This is a genomic window from Occallatibacter sp. FHG110214_02, assembly GCF_059115385.1.
Window position 1 is genome coordinate 37,144 of the sequence record NZ_JBZYWK010000026.1, and the last position, 19,053, is coordinate 56,196.

Genomic DNA, 19,053 nt, shown 5'->3' on the forward strand with positions numbered 1-19,053 from the left:
AAAGCGGCTGTGCGCATAAAATACCCTATTTCCATGGCTCTATGCGCTTGATTTCTCTAGGTTGTAACATTCCATTCACATTTGCCGGATAGCCTGATAGAGGTGACCGTTCCAGTGGCAGAGATACGCGCCTTACAACCCCAGATACAGCCTCCGCAACCGAATCCGTCCGGTTCGGCATCCGCCCCGCAGCCCCATCCTGCAGGGTCGGAGATTCGCGAGTTTTTGCGCGGCCGTGGAAATTCCGCGGTGGCAGACAAGACCTTCCAGATTCTGATGGTGCTGTGCGCATTCTGCATTTTTGGGATTGTGGCGCTGATTGCCATTGTGCTGATGAAGCAGTCGAGCATGGTGTGGCACCAGTTCGGGCTGCGGTTCTTTTACACGTTTGACAAGGACCCGGTGAGCGGCGATCCGCTGTTCTGGGACCCGGTCAATTCGCACTTCAGCGCGGTTCCGTTTATTTATGGCACGCTGGTTTCGTCGTTCCTGTCGCTGCTGCTGGCGGTTCCGCTGGCGATTGGCGTGGCCATCTTCCTGACGGAGATGTGCCCGAAGGCACTGCGCGGCCCGCTGGCGTTTTTGACGGAGTTGCTGGCGGCGATTCCCTCAGTGATCTACGGCTTGTGGGCGGTGTTTATCCTGGTGCCGCTGCTGCGTGAGGATGTGAATCCGTGGCTGGCGAAGGTGCTGGGGTGGACGGGGTTGTTTACGGATGACAATCCGACGGGACTGGGTTTTGTTTCGGCGGCCGTGATCCTGGCCATCATGATTTTGCCGATTATCTCTTCCCTGACGCGCGAGGTTATGAGCGCGGTTCCGCACTCGCAGCGCGAGGCGGTGCTGGCTCTGGGCGCGACGCGGTGGGAGATGATCCGGATGGGCGTGCTTCGCAATGCGCGAATTGGCATTGTGGGCGCGGTGATTCTGGGTCTGGGCCGTGCGCTGGGCGAGACGATGGCCGTGGCGATGGTGATTGGCAACAGCTCGGAGATTCACCACAACCTGCTGGCGAATGGCAGCTCGATGGCTTCGGTGATTGCGAATGAGTATGCCGAGGCTGTTACGGATATGCATCGCAGCGCGCTGACAGAACTGGGGTTGGCGCTGTTTATCGTGACGATTATTGTGAACGCGGCTGCGCGGTTGCTGGTGTGGGCTGTGACGCGTGGGGCTCCGGCGCAGAGTCGGTAAATGCAGGGACGAAGGACGAGGGGCTAAGGACGAAAAGACCTTCCTTCTTATGGGATTTATGGGGAGTTTGAGTTGCCTTTGAGTGGGAATCCAATTCGATCGAAGATTCGCGCGGTGACGGATAACGCCGTTACAGGGCTGGCGGTGCTGGCTACCCTGCTGGTGATTGCTCCGCTGATTGCGATCTTTGTTTACCTGGTTTACAAGGGCGCGGCTTCGCTGAACCTTGCCTTCTTTACGCAGATTCCGAAGCCGGTGGGCGAAGAGGGCGGCGGCATGGCGAATGCCATTGTTGGCTCGGCTGTGCTGCTGGCGATGGCGTCTGTGATTGGCGTGCCAATTGGAATTGGCGGGGGAATTTATCTTGCCGAGTTTGGGCGCGGGACGAAGCTGGCGAATGCGGTGCGGTTTACCGCCGATGTGCTGAATGGCGTGCCTTCGATTGTGATGGGCATGGCGGCGTATGCGCTGCTGGTGAGCACGCATGTTACGATTCTGCCTTTCCTGGGGCACTTTTCGGCATTTTCGGGCGGCGTGGCGTTGGGAATCATGATGATTCCGACGGTGTGCAGGACGACGGAAGAGATGCTGCTGATGGTGCCGGGCTCAGTGCGCGAGGCGGCGCTGGGGCTGGGTGTGCCGAACTGGCGCAGCGTGCTTTCGATTACGGTGAAGACGGCTTCACCGGGCATTATTACGGGCTGTATGCTGGCGTTTGCACGCGTGGCGGGCGAGACGGCTCCGCTGATTTTTACGGCGCTGGGCAACGAGTTCTGGAGCGTGGACCTGAACCAGCCGATTGCTGCTTTGCCGCTGCAGATTTATAAGTATGCGCTTTCGCCTTATGACGAGTGGCACCGTTTGGCGTGGGCCGCGGCGCTGGTTTTGATTGTGTTGATTGTTGCGGCGGTTTCTCTGGTGCGATATGTGACCAGCCGCGGTGTTCTCAAAGGAGCAAGTTAAAAACGAGCCTTTCTCCTTATGAGTGCTCTTTTGATGGCTTGCGAATGTGCGTTTTCTTAAGGAAAACGCACGCTGACAGTTGTGGTTTCTGCGTTGTGTGAAGGAGAAATGCTCGAGTGGGCGTTGGAATTGATGTTACAAATCTGAATGCGTGGTATGGATCGAATCACACGCTGCAGGACATTAACCTGAATATTCCGGCCAATCATGCGACGGCGCTCATTGGTCCTTCAGGTTGCGGTAAGAGCACGTTTGTGCGCTGCCTGAACCGCATGCACGAAACGAATCCGATTGCGCGCGTGACGGGGCAGGTGAAGGTCGGCGATGTGGATATCTATGCCGATGCGAAGCCGGTGGAGATTCGGCGACGCATTGGGATGGTCTTTCAGCGGCCGAACCCCTTCCCTACCATGTCGATTTATGACAATGTAGCCAGCGGGTTGAAGCTGAACGGATATGGCAACAAGCGCGTGCTGGATGAGATTGTCGAGAAGTCGCTGCGGAACTCGGCGCTTTGGGATGAAGTGAAGGACGACCTGAAGAAGAAGTCGGGCGCCAGCCTTTCGGGCGGCCAGCAGCAGAGGCTTTGTATTGCGCGCGCGCTGGCGGTTGATCCGGAAGTGCTGCTGATGGACGAGCCGGCTTCGGCGCTGGACCCGGTTTCTACCTCGAAGATTGAGGATTTGATTTTCGAGCTGAAGTCGCAGTACACGATTGTGATTGTTACGCACAATATGCAACAGGCGGCGCGTGTGGCGGAGAAGACTGGGTTCTTCCTGAATGGGCGGCTGGTTGAGTTTGACTCCACGCATAAGATCTTCACGAATCCGAGCGATAAGCGCACCGAGGATTACATTACAGGCAGGTTCGGATGACACGTATTCGTTTCCAACAGAGCCTTGAGGATTTGAAAGAGAACCTGCTGGTGATGGCCGGGTTGGCTGAGCAGGCGATTCAGCGCTCGATTGAGGCTTATCGCGTGCGGGATCTCTCGATTACCGAACTGGTGACACGCAGCGAAGTGGCGATTAATCGCATGGAGCGCGACATTGACCAGGCGGCGCTGGACTTGCTGGCGATGGAACAGCCGATGGCGAAGGATTTGCGGTTTATTCTTTCGGTCATCAAGATTAACGCCGACCTGGAGCGGGTGGGCGATGCTGCGAAGTCGATCAGCGACCGTGTGCGGAGCATGGACCAGTTGCCGCTGGTGGAGCTTCCGGTGGATATTCCGCGGATGGCTACGCTGGCTGCGGATATGGTGCGGCGGAGCTTGCAATCGTTCATTGAAGCCGATGCGGAGATGGCGCGCAGCGTGCTGACGATGGACGATGCCGTGGATGCGATGAACCGCTCGGCCTACAAGACGCTGACGAAGGTGATGGAAGAGAACAGCACAGTGGCTCCGCAGGCGCTGAATGCGCTGATGGTTTCGCGCAGCCTGGAACGCGTGGCGGATCATGCTACGAATATCGCCGAGGATGTGATTTTCTGGGTGCAGGGCGACGATGTTCGGCACCATAAGAGCGTTCAGAAGCCGGCTCACTCCGCGAATTCCGCTGAGTGATGGGCTGGCGCGCATAATATTGCGGGGTTATGTCGTGCTTTCGGTATAAAAACGCAATATTATGCACATATGAGTAATCTGAATAACAAGTCTCTTGAGCAGCTTCTGCAAATGATTGGGCACCGTGTGAGTGAGCTGCGGCTGCTTAAGAATCTCGACCAGAAAACTGTGGCTGAAAAGGCTGGGATTGCTACTCGTTCTGTGCTGTACCTGGAAAAGGGGCATAGCACGACGGTCAGTACCCTGCTGAAGGTTTTGAAGGCTGTGGATGCGCTGGATGGTATGGAACTGCTTGCGCCTAAGCCTGCGGGGAAGCCGTTGCCGTTGCCGCGTGGACCGCATGCGAAAGAGAGAGCGTTGCTGCGGTATAAGCAGGGGAAGCATAAGGCTTGATGCGCTGATGCCTCAGTAGGTTTCCGGCAAGAATCTTCCCTCAGGGGCTAAAGCCCGGAGATATTTTGCGGGATTGATGTACGGGCTAAAGCCCGTACCCTTCATACGAACCTGATTTGTGCAAGGGCGCAATAATTATTCCAGACAGCAAACAGCCCCGGTCAAAAGCCGGGGCTGTTTGCTTCTCCCTGCATGTAATTTATGGGCTCTAATTTATGTATATATAAGTCCGTTAATGATTCGTTATGTATGACTGCGCTTTATATATAAGCTGATGCCTTTACCGTGAGCCGGTTGGTGCTGGCGGTACGGTTTGTCCAGTGCCTCCGGTGCCCATGTTGCTGAGGAGGCGAATCTGAACGCGGCGGTTTTTGTGGCGGCCTTCGGCTGTTGAGTTTGAGGCTACTGCCTGATCCTTGCCGATACCGATGAGATAGAACTTGTGCGCGGGCACGTTATACTTGGCGGCCAAGTACTGCACCACTGCGTCGGCGCGACGGTTGCTGAGGTCGTAGTTGTATTCCTTGGAGCCAACGGAGTCCGTGCCGCCGGTGACTTCGAGGATGTAGCTCTTGGCACCACCAAGCTGCGAAGCGAAACCGTCAAGCGTTTCCTTGCTGTCGCGGGTGAGGTTGGCCTTGTCGAATGCGAAATTTACAGAGACATCTGCGAGCGATCTGTAGCTGTCGAGGCCCTGCACAACCGAATCAAGAGTGTCGGCGCGATGAACGGCATCGTTAGAAGCGTTATAGGCGTTGTTTGCCGCGATGGTGGCGTTCTGCGCGTTCTGGCTGGCAGAGTTAGCTGAGCTTTGAGCCTGCTGGATGCCGGCGGTTGCGCGGGCGTCCACGTCATGGATGTTGCGGTTGTTTTCCGCGGTGCGGTCTTCCAGGTTGTTGGTCTTATCAACGATTGGTGCGGTCTGGGTGCGTACGTAATTCTTGCTTGCGCATCCGGTTACTGCCAGAAATGCCAGAGCAACGGTGCTAATTCCAGTACGAAGATTCATTTGTTATCCTCCCGCAATCACCTCAAGCAGCAGTGCGGTGTTCTTGTTCTGCCCTCTATTTAGCATCTGCCGTGCCAAACCGGGGATTTTGCTCAAATTGCCCGGAATCAATGCGTTAGGGAATTTGCGGGGCAGGTTTGAGGGGAGGTGAAGTATGTAATCTTTACCTAGTGGGTAAGTTTGGGGTTTTGATAGCACCGAAACTTCCCTCTTGAGGGTTCTATTCGTATTTTCTTCTCTATGCGGATAAGCTAGTAGATGGGGTTTGTGCCCTGAACTTTTGTTATGGACCTCTACGAGAAAATCCGGACTCTGCCGACCCAGCCGGGCGTGTATCTGTATAAGAACGCCGAGGGGAAGGTTATCTACGTCGGCAAGGCGAAGAATCTGCGGTCGCGGGTGCGGTCTTATTTTCTGGAGGCGGCGCAGGCCAATGCGAAGACCGGCTCGCTGATGCGCGAGGCCGTGGATCTTGACTACATCCTGGTGGGGAATGAGAGCGAGGCGCTGGCGCTTGAGAATAACCTCATCAAGCAGAAAAAGCCGCGGTTCAATATTCTGCTGCGGGATGACAAGACCTATCCCTATGTGAAGCTGACGATGGGGGATCGCTTCCCCAAGGTGTTTGTGACGCGGCGGCTGCGGAAGGATGGGGCTGCGTATTATGGGCCTTATTTTCCGGGCAACCTGGCTTACCGCGTGGTGGAGCTGATTCACCGGAGCTTTTTGATTCCAAGCTGCAAGGTGGATTTGTCGCGGTATCATCCTCGGGCTTGCTTGCAGTACTACATTCACCGCTGCCTGGGGCCTTGCGTGGAAGGGCTTACGACTCCGGAGGCTTATAAGCAGGCCGTGCGGGATGCGCAGATGCTGCTGGAGGGAAAGGCTGCGGAGCTTGAGAAGACGCTGACGGAGCGGATGATGGCTGCGGCTGAGGCGGAGCAGTTTGAGGCGGCGGCGCGGCTGCGGGACCAGTTGACGACGGTGCACCAGTTGCAGGAGAAGCAGCGGATTGCGACGACAGAGCTGAATGAAGACGCGGATGTGTTTGGGTATCACTTTGAAGATGGCGCGCTGGCGGTGAACCTGTTTCACATGCGGCGCGGCAAGATTGTGGACCGGCGCGAGTTCTTCTGGGAGGATTTGCCGGAGTTGATGGAGAGCTTTGCGGCGGAGAGCGAGCCGGAGGGTGGGGGATATTCCGCCACGGATTTGTGGGTGATGAATGAGACGGGATTTAATCCGGGGCAGCTCTTCTCTGCCCTGCTGAAGCAGCTCTACATCGACCAGCCTTATGTGCCGCGGAGCATTTTGATTCCTACGGATTTTCCTGACCGCGAATCGTTGACGGCGCTGTTGAGCGAGCGGGCGGGACATCGGATTGAAGTGGCCGTTCCGCAGCGCGGCGAGAAGCGGTCGCTTGTGGATCTGGCCGGGCAGAATGCGAAGCAGTCGTATGTGCAGCGGTTCCGCGTGCTGGAGCCATCGCAGAAGGCGATTAAGGAATCGCTGGCGGATGCGTTGATGTTGCCGGAGCTGCCAAAGCGAATTGAGTGCTTTGATATTTCGCATATTCAAGGCGCGGAGACGGTGGCTTCGCTGGTGGTTTGGGAAGACGGCAAGATGAACAAGAGCGAGTATCGCAAGTTCAAGGTGATGACCGTTCTTGGCGTGGATGATTTTGCTTCGATGCGCGAGGTGGTGTTTCGGCGGTACAAGCGGCTGAAGGATGAGGACAAGCCGATGCCTTCGCTGGTGCTGATTGACGGCGGGTTGGGGCAACTTCGTGCGGCGGCTTCTGCGCTGGAAGAGTTAGGGCTGACGACGCAGCCGCTGGCTTCGATTGCGAAGAAGGAAGAGGTTATTTATCTCTACGGCAATGAGGATGAGCCGGTTGTGCTGGACAGGCGTTCACCGGTGCTGCACCTGGTGCAGATGATTCGCGATGAGAGCCACCGGTTCGCTGTGGATTATCACCGCAAGCGGCGGGAGATGCGGGACCGCGACAGCGAGTTGCTGACGATTGCAGGAGTGGGGACGCTGACGCGGCAGCGGTTGATTACGCACTTTGGCAGTTTGCGCGATGTGCGAGAGGCTTCCGTGGAATCGCTGGCAGCGGTGGTGTCACAAAAAACGGCTGAGAATATCTGGCGGCATTTTCACGCCGAGCAGGCTGCGGACAACGGCGTTGCCGTGGAATCGGCTGAAGGCTGAGGTTGCAGTTGCGCTCTGACTCTGCGAGTCAGAGTGCAATGAAAGCCGTAATCAGAATTGCGACGCCCATGAGAAGGCTCATGGGGTCGGTAATCGCGAAGACTACCGGGTCTTCGTTCAGTTCTCCACGAGAGGCGAGCAACCATACGCGGTTGAGCCACAGAATCATGATTGGAACCATCAGCCATAAATCGCCGGGGCGGTGATAGAGAGAACGCACGTCCGAGCCGTTGATATAAATGGCGAAGATGACAACGGCGGCATAGGAGCTTGCGGTTCCAAAACTACGAAGCTGCTCGATATCGGTCATGAGATAACCGCGGCCGTTCTTTGGCGAGGCTCCCTGTATGCGCAGGTTTTCGAGTTCGGCAAAGCGCTTGACGAATGCCAGCGCCAGAAAAAGGAAGATGGAGAAACCGGAAAGCCAATGCGAGAGCACGGTTTGCGTGGCTGCTCCGCCGGCAAGCAGGCGCAGGGTGTAAAGGCCGGAGAGCACCAGCACATCTACGATGGGAACACGCTTGAGATAGACGGAATAAGAGAGTGTGGTCACCAGATAAAGCAGGAGCCAGCCAAGGAATTGATATGAGAGCAGGAAGCCACCCGCAAAAGCGATTGATAAAAACAGCAACGAGATGGCGATGCCCGTGAATACCGAAAGATTGCCTGCGGCAAAGGGGCGTTTGCGCTTGCGGGCATGACGGCGGTCGGCTTCTATATCGAGAAGGTCATTGACGATGTAAGTGGCCGACGCGGTGAGACTGAAGCAGAGGAAGGCAATAATTGCCGACGAGATGCGCGAGATTGCCAGTGCGTGCGAGAGAAGCAGCGGCACAAAGATGAGAACATTCTTGGCCCACTGATGAATGCGGATTGCCTTAAGCAAGCCTTTTAAGGGTGGAACGCGGTCTTCAAATGTATGTTCCGGTGTAATTCCCTGCGCGCGCATGGCCACGCGCAACTGCGTGGTGGGATTGGCAACCATGGGATGCTCGGAGTGCGCGAGAAGAGGCAGGTCGGGAGTCGCATTGCCGATGTAATCGAAAGACTCGGCATGCAGGTTGGCGCGCAGGCGGTCGAGCTTGCTGGAACCGGTGAGGTTGACCGTGCCATCGCTGCCGAAGACGCCAGCAAAGATTCCTAGATGGTCGGCGACGCGCTGGGCGAGGCGTACATCCGCTCCGGTGGCGAGATAGATTTCACGGCCACTGGCGTGCTCTTGCTGCAGGTATTGAAGCAGCTTGTGGTTGTAAGGAAGATGCGCTACATCGAGCGCGACTGAATCTGTAATGAAGGCTTTGAAGGCTGCTTTTCCCTGTAACACCTTGAACGGCAATGACAAGGCCTTAAGCGGATGCGTACGCAAAAGGACGAGCAAGGAATCGTGGAGCGTATCGGACTTTACCAACGTGCCATCGAGATCAACGCAAAGCGGCGCGGTGACGGAAGCACTCGCTGGAGCAGATTCGTACGCAAGGTCTTGCGGCATTCTGACATCTCCCAGGCTCACAGTAGCAGGATACCGTCTCTCGGTACGGGAGTCCAGATTTGCAGGAAACCACGTAGGTACTATAGCTGTTACCCATCCTAGTGCTATTACTCAAAAGCCTTTCCATGGTATTCCACGCGCCCGGGCATGATAGATTTCTGCTGTTAAGCTGACAGTATTCATACAAATGGAATCAAACAAGACTCTGGAGGTCTGTCTTATGCGCATGCGCTCCCTGTCGGTTGCGGTTGCTGCTGTGTCTACACTTACCTGTTGCTTATACGCGCAAGGGCCACGCAATGGGCCGCTAACACCGGAAGCTCGTGCTGCCCTTATCAAGCACCGGGAAGAGATTGAAAAAGAGCTTGAGGATATTGCAGTCATCGACCGGAAGGTGATGGTTCCCATGCGCGATGGAACGCGCATGCAAGCAGATATCTATCGTCCCAAGGACACGAGCAAAAAGGTTCCTATTATCTTCAGCCGTACTCCTTACAACTTTAACTTCTGGGATGTACGCAATGGCACGTGGCGTGATATGAGCACGGAGCTGGATTATGTGAAGCGCGGCTATGCCATTGTGGAGATGAATGAGCGCGGGCACTACTTCAGCGAGGGCAATTACGACATCCTGGGCGCGCCGCTGACGGATGCGGAAGACCAGTTCAACTGGATGGGCAAGCAGGAGTGGGGCAATGGCAAGATTGGGCTCATTGGCTGCTCCTCGACGGCAGAATGGCAGCTTGCTGCGGCTTCGCTGAACAACCAGTACCTGACGACGATTATTCCGCAGAGCTTTGGCGCGGGCGTGGGTAAGGTTGGGCCGTATAACGAGCAGGGCAACTGGTATCGCGGAGGCGCGGTGCAGATGTTGTTCATCGACTGGATTGCTGGAGAGCAGAACCAGATTCGGCCGATGTTTCCGAAAGACGCTACGCAGGCGGAGTTGATTGAAGGCGCGAAGCTGTTTGACCTGGCTCCGCAGATGAAGCAGATTGACTGGGCGAAGGCGTTTTTGCACCTGCCGGAGAAGGACATTATTAAGGCAGCCGGCGGTCCGGCGGGAATTTATTCCGACAAGATGCCGGTGGATACGGGCGGCGCGATGATTGAGCGGACTCCGGGAGACCCGGCATGGCGCAAGGGCGGGCTTTGGCAGAGCGATACGATGCCGATTCATAAGCCGGGGTTTTGGTTTATGACGTGGTATGACGTGAGCATTGGGCCGAACCTGGCTGCTTATAACTTTGTTCGCGATGACAAGACGAACCCTTATCGTGATGAGCAGTATGCGGTGATTGCTCCGACGCTGCACTGTGGATACAAGCGGGCGACCGAGGACACCGTTGTTGGCGAGCGCAGCATGGGCGATGCCAAACTGGACTATGACGCGATGACCTTTGGATGGTTTGACCACTTTCTAAAAGGCGAGAACAACGGCTTTCTGGAGAAGCAGCCCAAGGTGATGTATTACGAGATGGGCGTGAACAAGTGGAAGACTAGCGAGACGTGGCCTCCGAAAGGTGCTACGCCTGTGACTCTGACACTGACGAGCAGCGGGCATGCCAATACTTTGAATGGGGATGGCAAGCTGGTCTACTCCGCTGCAAAGGGTGGAGCGGGGCTGCTGAAATTTGCTTCTACGGGGATGGCTCCTGCCAAGGGTGATGTTGCGGACACGTTTACTTATGATCCAATGAACCCGACGCCCAGCTATGGCGGCAATGTGTGCTGCGCTGCGAATACGATTCCCGGCAATGGCGGTGCGCTGGATCAGCGGAAGATGGAGACGCGCGACGACATTCTTGTCTACACCAGCGAGCCGCTGGAAGAAGGGATTGAGGTCAGCGGTCCGATTACGGTTACCTACTACGTGAGCAGCGACGTGAAAGATACGGATGTGACGGCGAAGCTTATCGACGTGCAGCCGGATGGCACTGCGTACAACCTGGATGAGACGATTCAGCGCCTGCGGTATCGCGAGGGCGATGACAAGAAGGTGTTGCTGGAGAACGGGAAGGTGTACAAGATTACGCTGACTCCGATGGTAACCAGCAACTACTTCGGCAAGGGGCATCGGATTCGCCTGGAAGTGGCCGGCTCGAACTTCCCGCGGTTTGACCGCAACCTGAACACGGGCGGCAACAACTATGACGAGACGACGAGCGTTGTGGCTCACACGTCTATTCACCACGGAGCGCAGTATCCGAGCAGCGTGACGATTACCGTGGTTCCGGAAACTAAGTAAGGCATTTTGCGCCGCGCATGAGGGGTTGGAAATACATCTTCCCTTTGTGCGCGGCGTGCTGTTTTGGATAAAGCAAGAGATTGGCTCGGCAGAGATGCCGGGCTCAACTTTTTGATGGGAGATTGTGTTTGGGAATCGCCAGATTGCTAAGGTTCTTGGAATCTGGCGGGGACGACGGGGCTCGAACGCGCGATCGGAGGTGGAGAGTTAGTTATTTTCCGCATGGCGGCTCCGCATCGCGTGTGCAGGACAAGAGTGAGGGATACAACTTTGTTTCCCTGATGGGCCTGGCGGCAGGAATACAATGTGAGTCGTCCTCACAGAGTTCTGGCCGATCGCACGCCGACAGAGTTCGCCAGTCATATCGCGGCTAGACGCGATATGACTGAAACAAAAACAGGCCAAAGACTAACCATCTAAGTGGTACTGTTTTTCCGGGCCCTTCAACACCAATCCGGAAAATACTATAGCTGGAAGAGGCAGGGATCTTAAATATGGCATAAGAAAGAGCGCCTGCCGTAAAGGCAGGCGCTCTTTTATTGTGGTTTAGTTTAGAAGGCCAGCCTGGCGCCTACAGATAGGACGCGCGATTTCGGCTCGCCTGTTCCGAAGGGCAAAAGCTGCTGGGCTTCGCCGAAGTTGGAACTGCCTAGGTTTCCGGTTACAGCATCGAAGTTAGGGTGATTTGCGAGGTTCTGTGCCTGTCCGCGAATATCCAGCGTTCCGCGCTCCCAGATCTTGAAGGACTTGGCCAGGCTGAGGTCAAGCTGGGCGAAGCTCGGTCCGACAAAGACGTCGCGGCCCATGAGTCCGTTGTAGCGCTCGTAGGTCGGCACACCTGGTCCAGGGTAGGGAGGTGTGACAAAGAGCGAGTTGGGCGATACGACTCCGAATCTGGCATTACAGGCCGCAATAGAATACATGCTGCCTACTTTGCCAGTCTGTGCTACGTCTCCAGGTACCCAGGGGGCTCCGCAGCCAATAAGGTTATTGTCCTTGAAAATGCCGTTTGCCGGTGTGGCATGGCTATAGACGTTCTTCTTGTTGGATCCGACAAAAACCGGCCGCTCATTTGCGGAGCCGTCCAGGTTGTAGTCGCCGCCGAGGTTAATAGGAATGCCGTCACGGTCCAGGGCTGCACCGCCACTCGTGCTCAGGGCACGGGTTTTGGAACGTCCATCCCACACATCAACCGGGTGGCCTGTATAGAACTGGAAGAGACTTCCGAGGTGCCAGCCGCCAAATGCCTGACCCACAAACCCTTTCTCGGCCTTGAAGAAGGGGAGTTCATAGACGGTAGAGAACTTGAACGAGCTGCGGTGATCGAAAGAAGACCGCCCGTACTGCATCTGCGGGTTCTTCTGCGTGGTGAAGTAGGTCGCCGAGCTCTGTCCGCCGATAGTGGAGCAGCCTGCGAAGAGTTCTGAGTTCAGGTCGAGAAGCTTGGAGAAGGTGTAGCTGGTGTCGAACTGCAGGCCGTGGCTCATACGCTTTTGCGCCTGCAGAACCAGGGCATGGTAGTTGGAGGCTACGCTGTTGGCGCGGTAGTTGAAGGCGTTGTAGAGCGCGTTGGGAAGAACCGCCGAGAGCGTGCTGTTGGCGGCATCTCCATCGACGCGGTTGAGGTTTTCGAGCACCGGCAGATGCCGGCCTAGAGCGCCCTGGTAGTTAACACGGAAGAGCAGGCTGCCCGGAACCTCCCTCTCCACGCCGAAGTAGAAGTTCTCGCTGTAGGAGTCCTTCATGTTCACGTCCATGGTGCGCAGAGCGGCGCGGAAACCGCCACCGCAAGCGCCGCCTGCGGGATACGGAATCGGTCCGCAAGGTCCTTTTGGATCGTAGGCTGAGCCGATGGAGGTTGGATTGGAGTAATAAATTGAGTTTGCTCCCGGGGTTGCAGTAAGGTCGAGCAGTGCGAAGAACGGAGGATTCCATGCGCCGTTCGACCAGATGTTGTCAAAGATGCGGTCATAGGCGATTCCGTATCCACCGCGGATGGCTGTTTTGTGGTCGCCGAAGGGATCATATGCAAAGCCAATGCGCGGACCGAAGTCCTTGTTATTGGTGGGCCACATGCGATTGACCTGGCCTACGCGCAGGGTGGCAAGGCAGCTAGCTTCAAGGATATCGCAAGTATTGAAGTTGACGAACTGCGAGATCTGGTTGTGAACTTCGGCCGGTGAACCGTAGCGGTCCCAACGGAGACCGAGATTGAGCGTAAGGCGGGGAGTGACCTTGAAATCATCCTGCACGAAGACACCGTAGTCGTGGTTCGTGTAATGCCGGTAGGCGTTGGCCCTGCCGCCTGCCAGCGGGTCGGTGGATGTTTCCTGGAAGTAGGGGTAATCACCGGCAAAGTTGGACAGGGATGTGTCCTGGATGTTTGCGATGGTGCCATCCGATTGCAATGCGCTGCCGTTGGGGTCGGTAGCCGGCGTAATCACCGAGCAATTTCCTGCCGTGGGGCAGTTTGTCGCGATCAGCTCGCCGAATTCATATTGACCGGGCAGTCCGAGGTCCCAGTTGCGGTAGAGGATCCCCCATTGCGTGCTGAAGCCGAACTTAAAGGAGTGACGCCCCTTCAGATACGAGAGATTCTCCTGGAGGGCCCAGCGATCCTGGGTAAAGTTCTCGACCTGGCCGCCTTCATAAGCACCGCCGAGGTAATAGCCCTCGCCGCCCTCATTGCCATTGTCGATGTAAATATTCGGGGTAGTATCCGATGCGCCATTGCCTTCTTCGAAGACGTTGTAGTGGCGGTTGTGCGAGATGATGAGTTCATTCAGCAGCGACGCGCCAAAGGCGTGCGTCTCATCGAAAACAAGCTGGTGGAAGTGGTTGTTGGTGGACGCCGGGATGGGGCCCTTGCTGGTGAGCGGTCCTCCGCCGTATGTGTCTTGGTTAAGCTCGCGGGAAAGGTTGATGGTAAAGCTCAAGCGGTCTTTCGCGCTGAAAATCTGATCGACCTTGCCGAAGTAGGTGTCGATTGTATCCGTAACCGGGTCAAAGAAGGACAGGCAACCGACAAAGCTGGGAAGCCCGTCGGGCTCGACGGGCGCGACGCCACCGGCGAGGCAGGAGGTGTCACTCGACGTGGAAGGCGGATAGGCGCCGAGAATGGCCTGCGCAATTGTGCCTCCATGCACCTTGAGGTAATCGATGGCTGCGGGGGTGGGCACGTAGTTATGGGCCGAGGTTGAGCCGGAGAGGAGCTTTACGCGGTCATAGGCCGCAGCGAAGAAGGTGTGGTCGCGGTAGATGGGGCCATCTACCTCGCCGCCGAACTGGTTGCGGATGTACTTGGGGCGCGCTGAAAGACCGTCTGCCGCAGGATTCGGATCCTCGGAATAGGTGCGGTTGTAAAACCAGTCATTCGCATTCAGCGAGGCGTTGCGGTTGAACTCATAGACCACGCCGTGAAATTTATTGGTGCCAGACTTCTGGCTGGCAGTAATGAGGGCGCCTACGCCGCGGCCGTATTCCGCGCTCATGTTGTTGGTGAGCACGCTGAAGTCCTGGATGGACTCAAGCGGCGGATGAATGTTGGCGCTGCCTTCGCCGAAGTTGTCGTTATCCTCGCCGCCGTTCAGCATGAATGAGGTGCCGGACTCACGGGCGCCACCGGCGGTAACGCCGGTATCGAGACCGGGCATCGCGGTTGGAGCAAGGAAGGGAAGCTCGGTGAAGACGTCGCGGTCCACCAAGGCCATGTTCTGGATGGTGGCGTTGTCAATCTGGAGCGACTGGTCCGAGGTTTCCGTCTGGACAAGAGGAGTGTTCGATGTGACTTCGACAACCGCCGAAGACGCGGCTACCGACAGCTTGAAGCTGAGGGGAACCGTCTGGCTGGCCGATACCGTGATGCCGTCCGCCTTGGCCGGGCCGAAGCCGGAGGCCTTGACTTCAATGTTGTAGGTTCCCGGCGGCACAAGCGGGAAGCGGTACTCACCGCCCGAGACCGTCGTGGTGACTAGCGAAGCGCCGGTGCCGGTATTGATGATCGTGACAGTTGCGCCCGGCACCACCGCACCGCTTGGGTCAGTAACGGTGCCCGAGATGACACCTTGCACCGATTGCGAGAAGAGTGGGATTGAGGTCATTACCGAGATGGAAAGCAACAGCAAAAACAGGAAGCTTTTCCTGGGCATCACAGATGTTCCTCCAAAGAGATAAAAGCGTGGTACAGCAGGCACTTGCGCGCCTTCTGAAAACACGTACACTAAGCCTCTAAGAGCGAAGGCTCTATTTCTTTTGTGATAAACAGATAGCGTGAACAGAAGACTGCCGAAAAACCGGACTGCTTGACTGCAAAAGGGGAAGAAAACCAACTGCGAAAACTATTCTTACGTATTCCGCCTGGACTGCAGACTGAGTGAAATAGGAAAGAGCCTGCCCCCTGGGTCTGTGTAGGCGTAGCGTAACGTGGAGTCAACCAAGTGTCAATAAGGAATGAATGAAGATTTCTACGACAATTCGCAGAAGGCGAAAAATCTCATCACGCTGGACGTGAGTAGAGAACAACTCTACTCACGTCCAGCGTAGTAATCTGAAAGCCACCGCAATGGCACAAAGAGATGATCGAACGCTTCGGCGAGCCAGTCCCACAAAGGCTTTTGAGCCAGAGGGAAAAGGGAATCCGGATGCGCCGAGCCGCAGAAGATTTCTCCGGTCGGGCGCGCTCACAGCGGCAGGCTTGCTCTCTGGCATTGAGTGGATTCAAGCTGCTCCAGTGCCCGGCGACCTGGCTGGAGGCAGCTTCCTTAAGCTTCTGCCGTTTCTTGACGAAGGCTCTGCGCCCGTTAATGCGCCGATTGCGGATGAGCTGGACGGGCGCTTCTATACGGACCTTACGCGCATCTCGGCAACCCGCACGATTACTCCGGCAGAGGAGTTCTTCGTTCGCTCGCGGTCCTCTCGCCTTTTGCCTTCTCCTGTCGGATGGAAGGTCAGCGTCGATGGATTAGTCGCGCAACCGTCATCGATTGACATGAAAATGCTGCGGACTTCTTCCAAGCCCATGGGCGTACACCTCATGGAGTGTGCCGGCAATGTGCGCCAGACGCGCTTTGGACTCATCAGCGTGGCTAGTTGGAGCGGCATACCCATCACGGAGCTGTTCAGCCAATTCCGCATCCGGCCCGAGGCCACCGCCGTCGAGATTGCCGGCTTTGATGAATATGCTGCGCCCGCGCAGACCTCCGTTCCCGGTGCTAGCTGGATCTTTCCTATTGATACGCTCAAGCAGACTGGCGCATTTCTAGCGACCGCAATGAACAGCCAACCGCTCACGCGCGATCATGGAGCGCCCGTACGCCTAGTCGTTCCCGGATGGTACGGCTGCTCCTGCATCAAGTGGGTCAACCGCATCTCCTTTGTGGACGACAGCGCCGACTGCACGAGCCAGATGCGGGAATACGCGGTGCGAACGCTGCAGGAGGGCGCTCCGCAACTGGCACGGGAGTATCAGCCCGCAACCGTGGATCATGCCGCAATCCCCGTGCGTGTAGAAAAATGGAAGATTGCAGGCAAAATCAAGTACCGCATAACAGGAATCCTCTGGGGAGGACAGGAACTGGTCAAGAAGCTTGCCATTCGCTTCAATCCCGGGGGTGAGTTCGTAAACATCGAAGGATTTCACCAGCAGAAGAATGATTCCTGGACGGTCTGGACGCACACCTGGTCGCCCGCAGCTCCGGGGGCTTATCAGATTCGCCTGTCAATCGCGGACCCCGTGGTCCGCACACGCAAAATGGATTTGGGACTCTATGATCGGTTGGTCGATATCGATGAAATATAAGCTCAGCCCTGCGGCGGTTGCCTGCGTACTCGCCATCACGACGCTCCACGCGCAGCACGACGATCACATGCACGCAGCTGGTCCTGTGCCCGAAGAGATTCTTTCCCGGCCCATCACGCTAAAGCAGGGAACGGGCACCATGCAGCAGAAGGTGAGCACGCAGTCGCCGCAGGCGCAGGCCTTTTACAACCAAGGCCTGGCCTATCTGCACTCGTATATGTGGATTGACGCGGCGCGCTCCTTTCATCAGGCACTGCGGCTTGATCCGCATCTCGCCATGGCGTATCTCAGTCTGGCCGACGCCTACATCGGGTTGCAGGACGTTCCCTCCGCGCGCGCCGCTTACAACAAAGCCGCCGTGCTCGCGGTCAGCATGAGCAGCGGAGAGCGTGTGTGGCTGACCATTCGCAACCTCGAAATCGCTTATCTCGAAAGTGGCAGCGACCCCGCAAAGTATGCCGGGTATCGCAAAGCCGTCAACGATGCGGCCGAAGCCAATCCACACGATCCGTGGCTCTGGGTGCAGCGAGGCCTTTCCGTTGAAGCCTCACCCTACACCCACGGCCAGGCCAGCGGAGCCGAATCCCTGCCGTACTACAAGAAGGCGCTCGCGGCCGATCCGAAGAATCTTGCCGCCTTTCACTACGCCATCCATTCCAATGAAAATCTCGGCAACACCCGCGACGCTCTCGAAGAAAGCGCCTCCTATGCGCGTCTTGCGTGGGCCATTCCGCACGCCCACCACATGCACGGGCACGAGCTCATGCGAATGGGGCAGACCCAGGAAGCCATCCAGGAGTTCCTCAAAACCGACGAGCTCGAACAGAACTACTACCGGACCGAAAAAATTCCCGCGCAGTACGACTGGCATCACGCGCACAACCTGCAGTTGCTGGCCATGAACTATGAGCTGCTCGGCCAGAATAAGACTGCGGAAAAGCTTCTGCGCCAGGCATTCGCGCTTCCCGCATCCACCGAATTCCTTGCTTACAACCGCATGGCATGGCCGGAGTTCCTGCTGAGCCGCGGCCGCTATGACGAAGCGCTCACAGCATCGCATGAGTTGGCATCGAGCCCATGGCCCATGGCCCGCATGACAGCGCACACGCTAGCCGGTGAGGCAGCCCTAGGGCTTAATCGCGCCGAGGAGGCTCAGAAAGAGCTGGCTCTTGCCCGGCAGGAGGCCGCGCATGTTCCCGAGCGTGTCTTGGCCGCATTGCCCGTTCCTGCCTCGCTTGAGGCCGCGCTTCTCCTTCGCGAAGGCAAAACCGAAGACGGCGAAGCCATCTATGTCCGCGTGATCCAATCCGCTGTCGCGATGCCCGGTCCAGATGGCTGGATCGCCGCGCTCTTCATTCTAGAATCCATTGCCCGCGACGCGCGCGCCGTGGATGATTGGCCGCTGGCGCAATATGCGGCGCAACAGATGATTCAACACGACCCATACTATGCAGGCGGGCACTTTGCCATTGCGCTGGTGGCGCAGCACGCCGGGGAGATGGACGGCTCAAAGGAAATGCTGGAACAGGCAGAGACACTTTGGAGCCAGGCCGATCCCGACTTAGCCGAGCTTGTGCTTACGAAAACAATGCTCTCACAGCTTCACTGATCTGGAGGGGGGAAAAGGTTGCTGGAAGCATGGCAGCGATGTTGACTTCTCCAGGTGGATTTTCCTGCCACGCGCGCTTCATGGGACAGCGCGCAATCTGGGTCAGAATCGGACCTACAACCTGTCGGTTAAGAGCTAGGATATTACAGCTTTCAGCATTGCTCATCATTGCTCTATATTTTGCATTTTCATGAGCTTGCTGAACGTCGTTGGCGCAACTAAATTGTGGGGTTGACCTGCCCCCAAAATCCTCACGTAGTTAGTACGAATTAACCAGCAGCAGCCGAGGCTGTGTGAAAGAGGGAAACGGCTTCCTCGTTTTCCACTTTACATAGCCAGTTTTCGCTGCGAACTCGACTGGCGTCCGATAGTTCAAACTGCTGTGTGGCCGTTGGTGATTGTAGTCATGCCGCCAGGCCGCGATCTTTCTTCTGGCGTCGAATAAATTCTGGAACCAGCTTATCCGCAGGCACTCCTCCCGCAGCCGTCCGTGGAAGCTCTCCACATAAGCGTTCTGCGTCGGCTTGCCCGGTTGAATATGCACCAGCTCAACCTTGTTCTCAATCGCCC

General features: G+C 56.7%; 13 protein-coding genes. 9 read left to right on the top strand and 4 right to left on the bottom strand.

Annotated elements, in window-relative coordinates; genetic code table 11:
• Window positions 1–114: 114 nt before the first annotated feature.
• From pstC to AC5S3R_RS18175, 5 genes are all read left to right on the top strand, one after another.
• Window positions 115–1,194: a phosphate ABC transporter permease subunit PstC gene (pstC, locus tag AC5S3R_RS18155; protein WP_494268584.1), complete on the top strand. Its 1,080-nt coding sequence runs from the start codon at window positions 115–117 to the stop codon at window positions 1,192–1,194.
• 78 nt (window positions 1,195–1,272) lie between these two features.
• Window positions 1,273–2,157: a phosphate ABC transporter permease PstA gene (gene pstA, locus AC5S3R_RS18160; RefSeq protein WP_494268585.1), complete on the top strand. Its 885-nt coding sequence runs from the start codon at window positions 1,273–1,275 to the stop codon at window positions 2,155–2,157.
• A gap of 116 nt (window positions 2,158–2,273) precedes the next feature.
• A complete protein-coding gene (pstB, locus tag AC5S3R_RS18165) occupies window positions 2,274–3,032 on the top strand; it encodes a phosphate ABC transporter ATP-binding protein PstB (RefSeq protein ID WP_494268586.1) in 759 nt (252 codons plus the stop codon).
• Window positions 3,029–3,724, top strand: coding sequence for a phosphate signaling complex protein PhoU (gene phoU / locus AC5S3R_RS18170; RefSeq protein ID WP_494268587.1), 696 nt, complete (start codon window positions 3,029–3,031; stop codon window positions 3,722–3,724). The genes pstB and phoU overlap by 4 nt, the downstream gene beginning before the upstream one ends.
• Window positions 3,725–3,793: 69 nt before the next feature.
• Window positions 3,794–4,117 (top strand): helix-turn-helix domain-containing protein, encoded by a 324-nt coding sequence (locus tag AC5S3R_RS18175; RefSeq protein WP_494268588.1) that lies wholly within the window; start codon window positions 3,794–3,796, stop codon window positions 4,115–4,117.
• 280 nt (window positions 4,118–4,397) lie between these two features.
• Here AC5S3R_RS18175 and AC5S3R_RS18180 read toward each other — a convergent pair whose 3' ends face one another.
• On the bottom strand, window positions 4,398–5,126 hold the full coding sequence (locus AC5S3R_RS18180; protein ID WP_494268589.1) for an OmpA family protein: 729 nt from the start codon (window positions 5,124–5,126) through the stop codon (window positions 4,398–4,400).
• Window positions 5,127–5,411: 285 nt separating this feature from the next.
• Between AC5S3R_RS18180 and uvrC the strand changes: the two genes are divergently transcribed.
• Window positions 5,412–7,340 carry an excinuclease ABC subunit UvrC gene (uvrC, locus tag AC5S3R_RS18185; RefSeq protein ID WP_494268590.1) on the top strand — a complete coding sequence of 643 codons (1,929 nt, stop codon included), beginning with the start codon at window positions 5,412–5,414 and terminating at the stop codon, window positions 7,338–7,340.
• Window positions 7,341–7,368: 28 nt separating this feature from the next.
• On the opposite strand, the gene AC5S3R_RS18190 is transcribed toward uvrC, so the two are convergent.
• A complete protein-coding gene (locus tag AC5S3R_RS18190; protein ID WP_494268591.1) occupies window positions 7,369–8,829 on the bottom strand; it encodes a UbiA family prenyltransferase in 1,461 nt (486 codons plus the stop codon).
• 220 nt (window positions 8,830–9,049) lie between these two features.
• On the opposite strand from AC5S3R_RS18190, the gene AC5S3R_RS18195 reads away from it, so the two are divergent.
• Window positions 9,050–11,077 carry a CocE/NonD family hydrolase gene (locus tag AC5S3R_RS18195; RefSeq protein ID WP_494268592.1) on the top strand — a complete coding sequence of 676 codons (2,028 nt, stop codon included), beginning with the start codon at window positions 9,050–9,052 and terminating at the stop codon, window positions 11,075–11,077.
• Window positions 11,078–11,628: 551 nt separating this feature from the next.
• On the opposite strand, the gene AC5S3R_RS18200 is transcribed toward AC5S3R_RS18195, so the two are convergent.
• Complete coding sequence (locus tag AC5S3R_RS18200; protein ID WP_494268593.1) at window positions 11,629–15,225, bottom strand: TonB-dependent receptor; 3,597 nt, start codon at window positions 15,223–15,225, stop codon at window positions 11,629–11,631.
• A 545-nt stretch (window positions 15,226–15,770) separates the two neighbouring features.
• On the opposite strand from AC5S3R_RS18200, the gene AC5S3R_RS18205 reads away from it, so the two are divergent.
• Window positions 15,771–16,874, top strand: a complete 1,104-nt coding sequence (locus AC5S3R_RS18205; RefSeq protein ID WP_494268594.1) for a molybdopterin-dependent oxidoreductase — start codon at window positions 15,771–15,773, stop codon at window positions 16,872–16,874.
• Window positions 16,864–18,483, top strand: coding sequence for a tetratricopeptide repeat protein (locus AC5S3R_RS18210; protein ID WP_494268595.1), 1,620 nt, complete (start codon window positions 16,864–16,866; stop codon window positions 18,481–18,483). Before AC5S3R_RS18205 ends, AC5S3R_RS18210 begins: the two co-directional genes overlap by 11 nt.
• 259 nt (window positions 18,484–18,742) lie before the next feature.
• Here the strand turns inward: AC5S3R_RS18210 and AC5S3R_RS18215 are convergent.
• A partial coding sequence (locus AC5S3R_RS18215; RefSeq protein ID WP_494268596.1) for an integrase core domain-containing protein occupies window positions 18,743–19,053 on the bottom strand: 311 nt, incomplete at its 5' end.

Coding starts and splice junctions, on each gene's coding strand:
- phoU (WP_494268587.1), top strand. CDS start 3,029: ATGACACGTATTCGTTTCCAACAGAGCCTTGAGGATTTGAAAGAGAAC.
- AC5S3R_RS18175 (WP_494268588.1), top strand. CDS start 3,794: ATGAGTAATCTGAATAACAAGTCTCTTGAGCAGCTTCTGCAAATGATT.
- AC5S3R_RS18180 (WP_494268589.1), bottom strand. CDS start 5,126: ATGAATCTTCGTACTGGAATTAGCACCGTTGCTCTGGCATTTCTGGCA.
- uvrC (WP_494268590.1), top strand. CDS start 5,412: ATGGACCTCTACGAGAAAATCCGGACTCTGCCGACCCAGCCGGGCGTG.
- AC5S3R_RS18190 (WP_494268591.1), bottom strand. CDS start 8,829: ATGCCGCAAGACCTTGCGTACGAATCTGCTCCAGCGAGTGCTTCCGTC.
- AC5S3R_RS18195 (WP_494268592.1), top strand. CDS start 9,050: ATGCGCATGCGCTCCCTGTCGGTTGCGGTTGCTGCTGTGTCTACACTT.
- AC5S3R_RS18200 (WP_494268593.1), bottom strand. CDS start 15,225: ATGCCCAGGAAAAGCTTCCTGTTTTTGCTGTTGCTTTCCATCTCGGTA.
- AC5S3R_RS18210 (WP_494268595.1), top strand. CDS start 16,864: ATGAAATATAAGCTCAGCCCTGCGGCGGTTGCCTGCGTACTCGCCATC.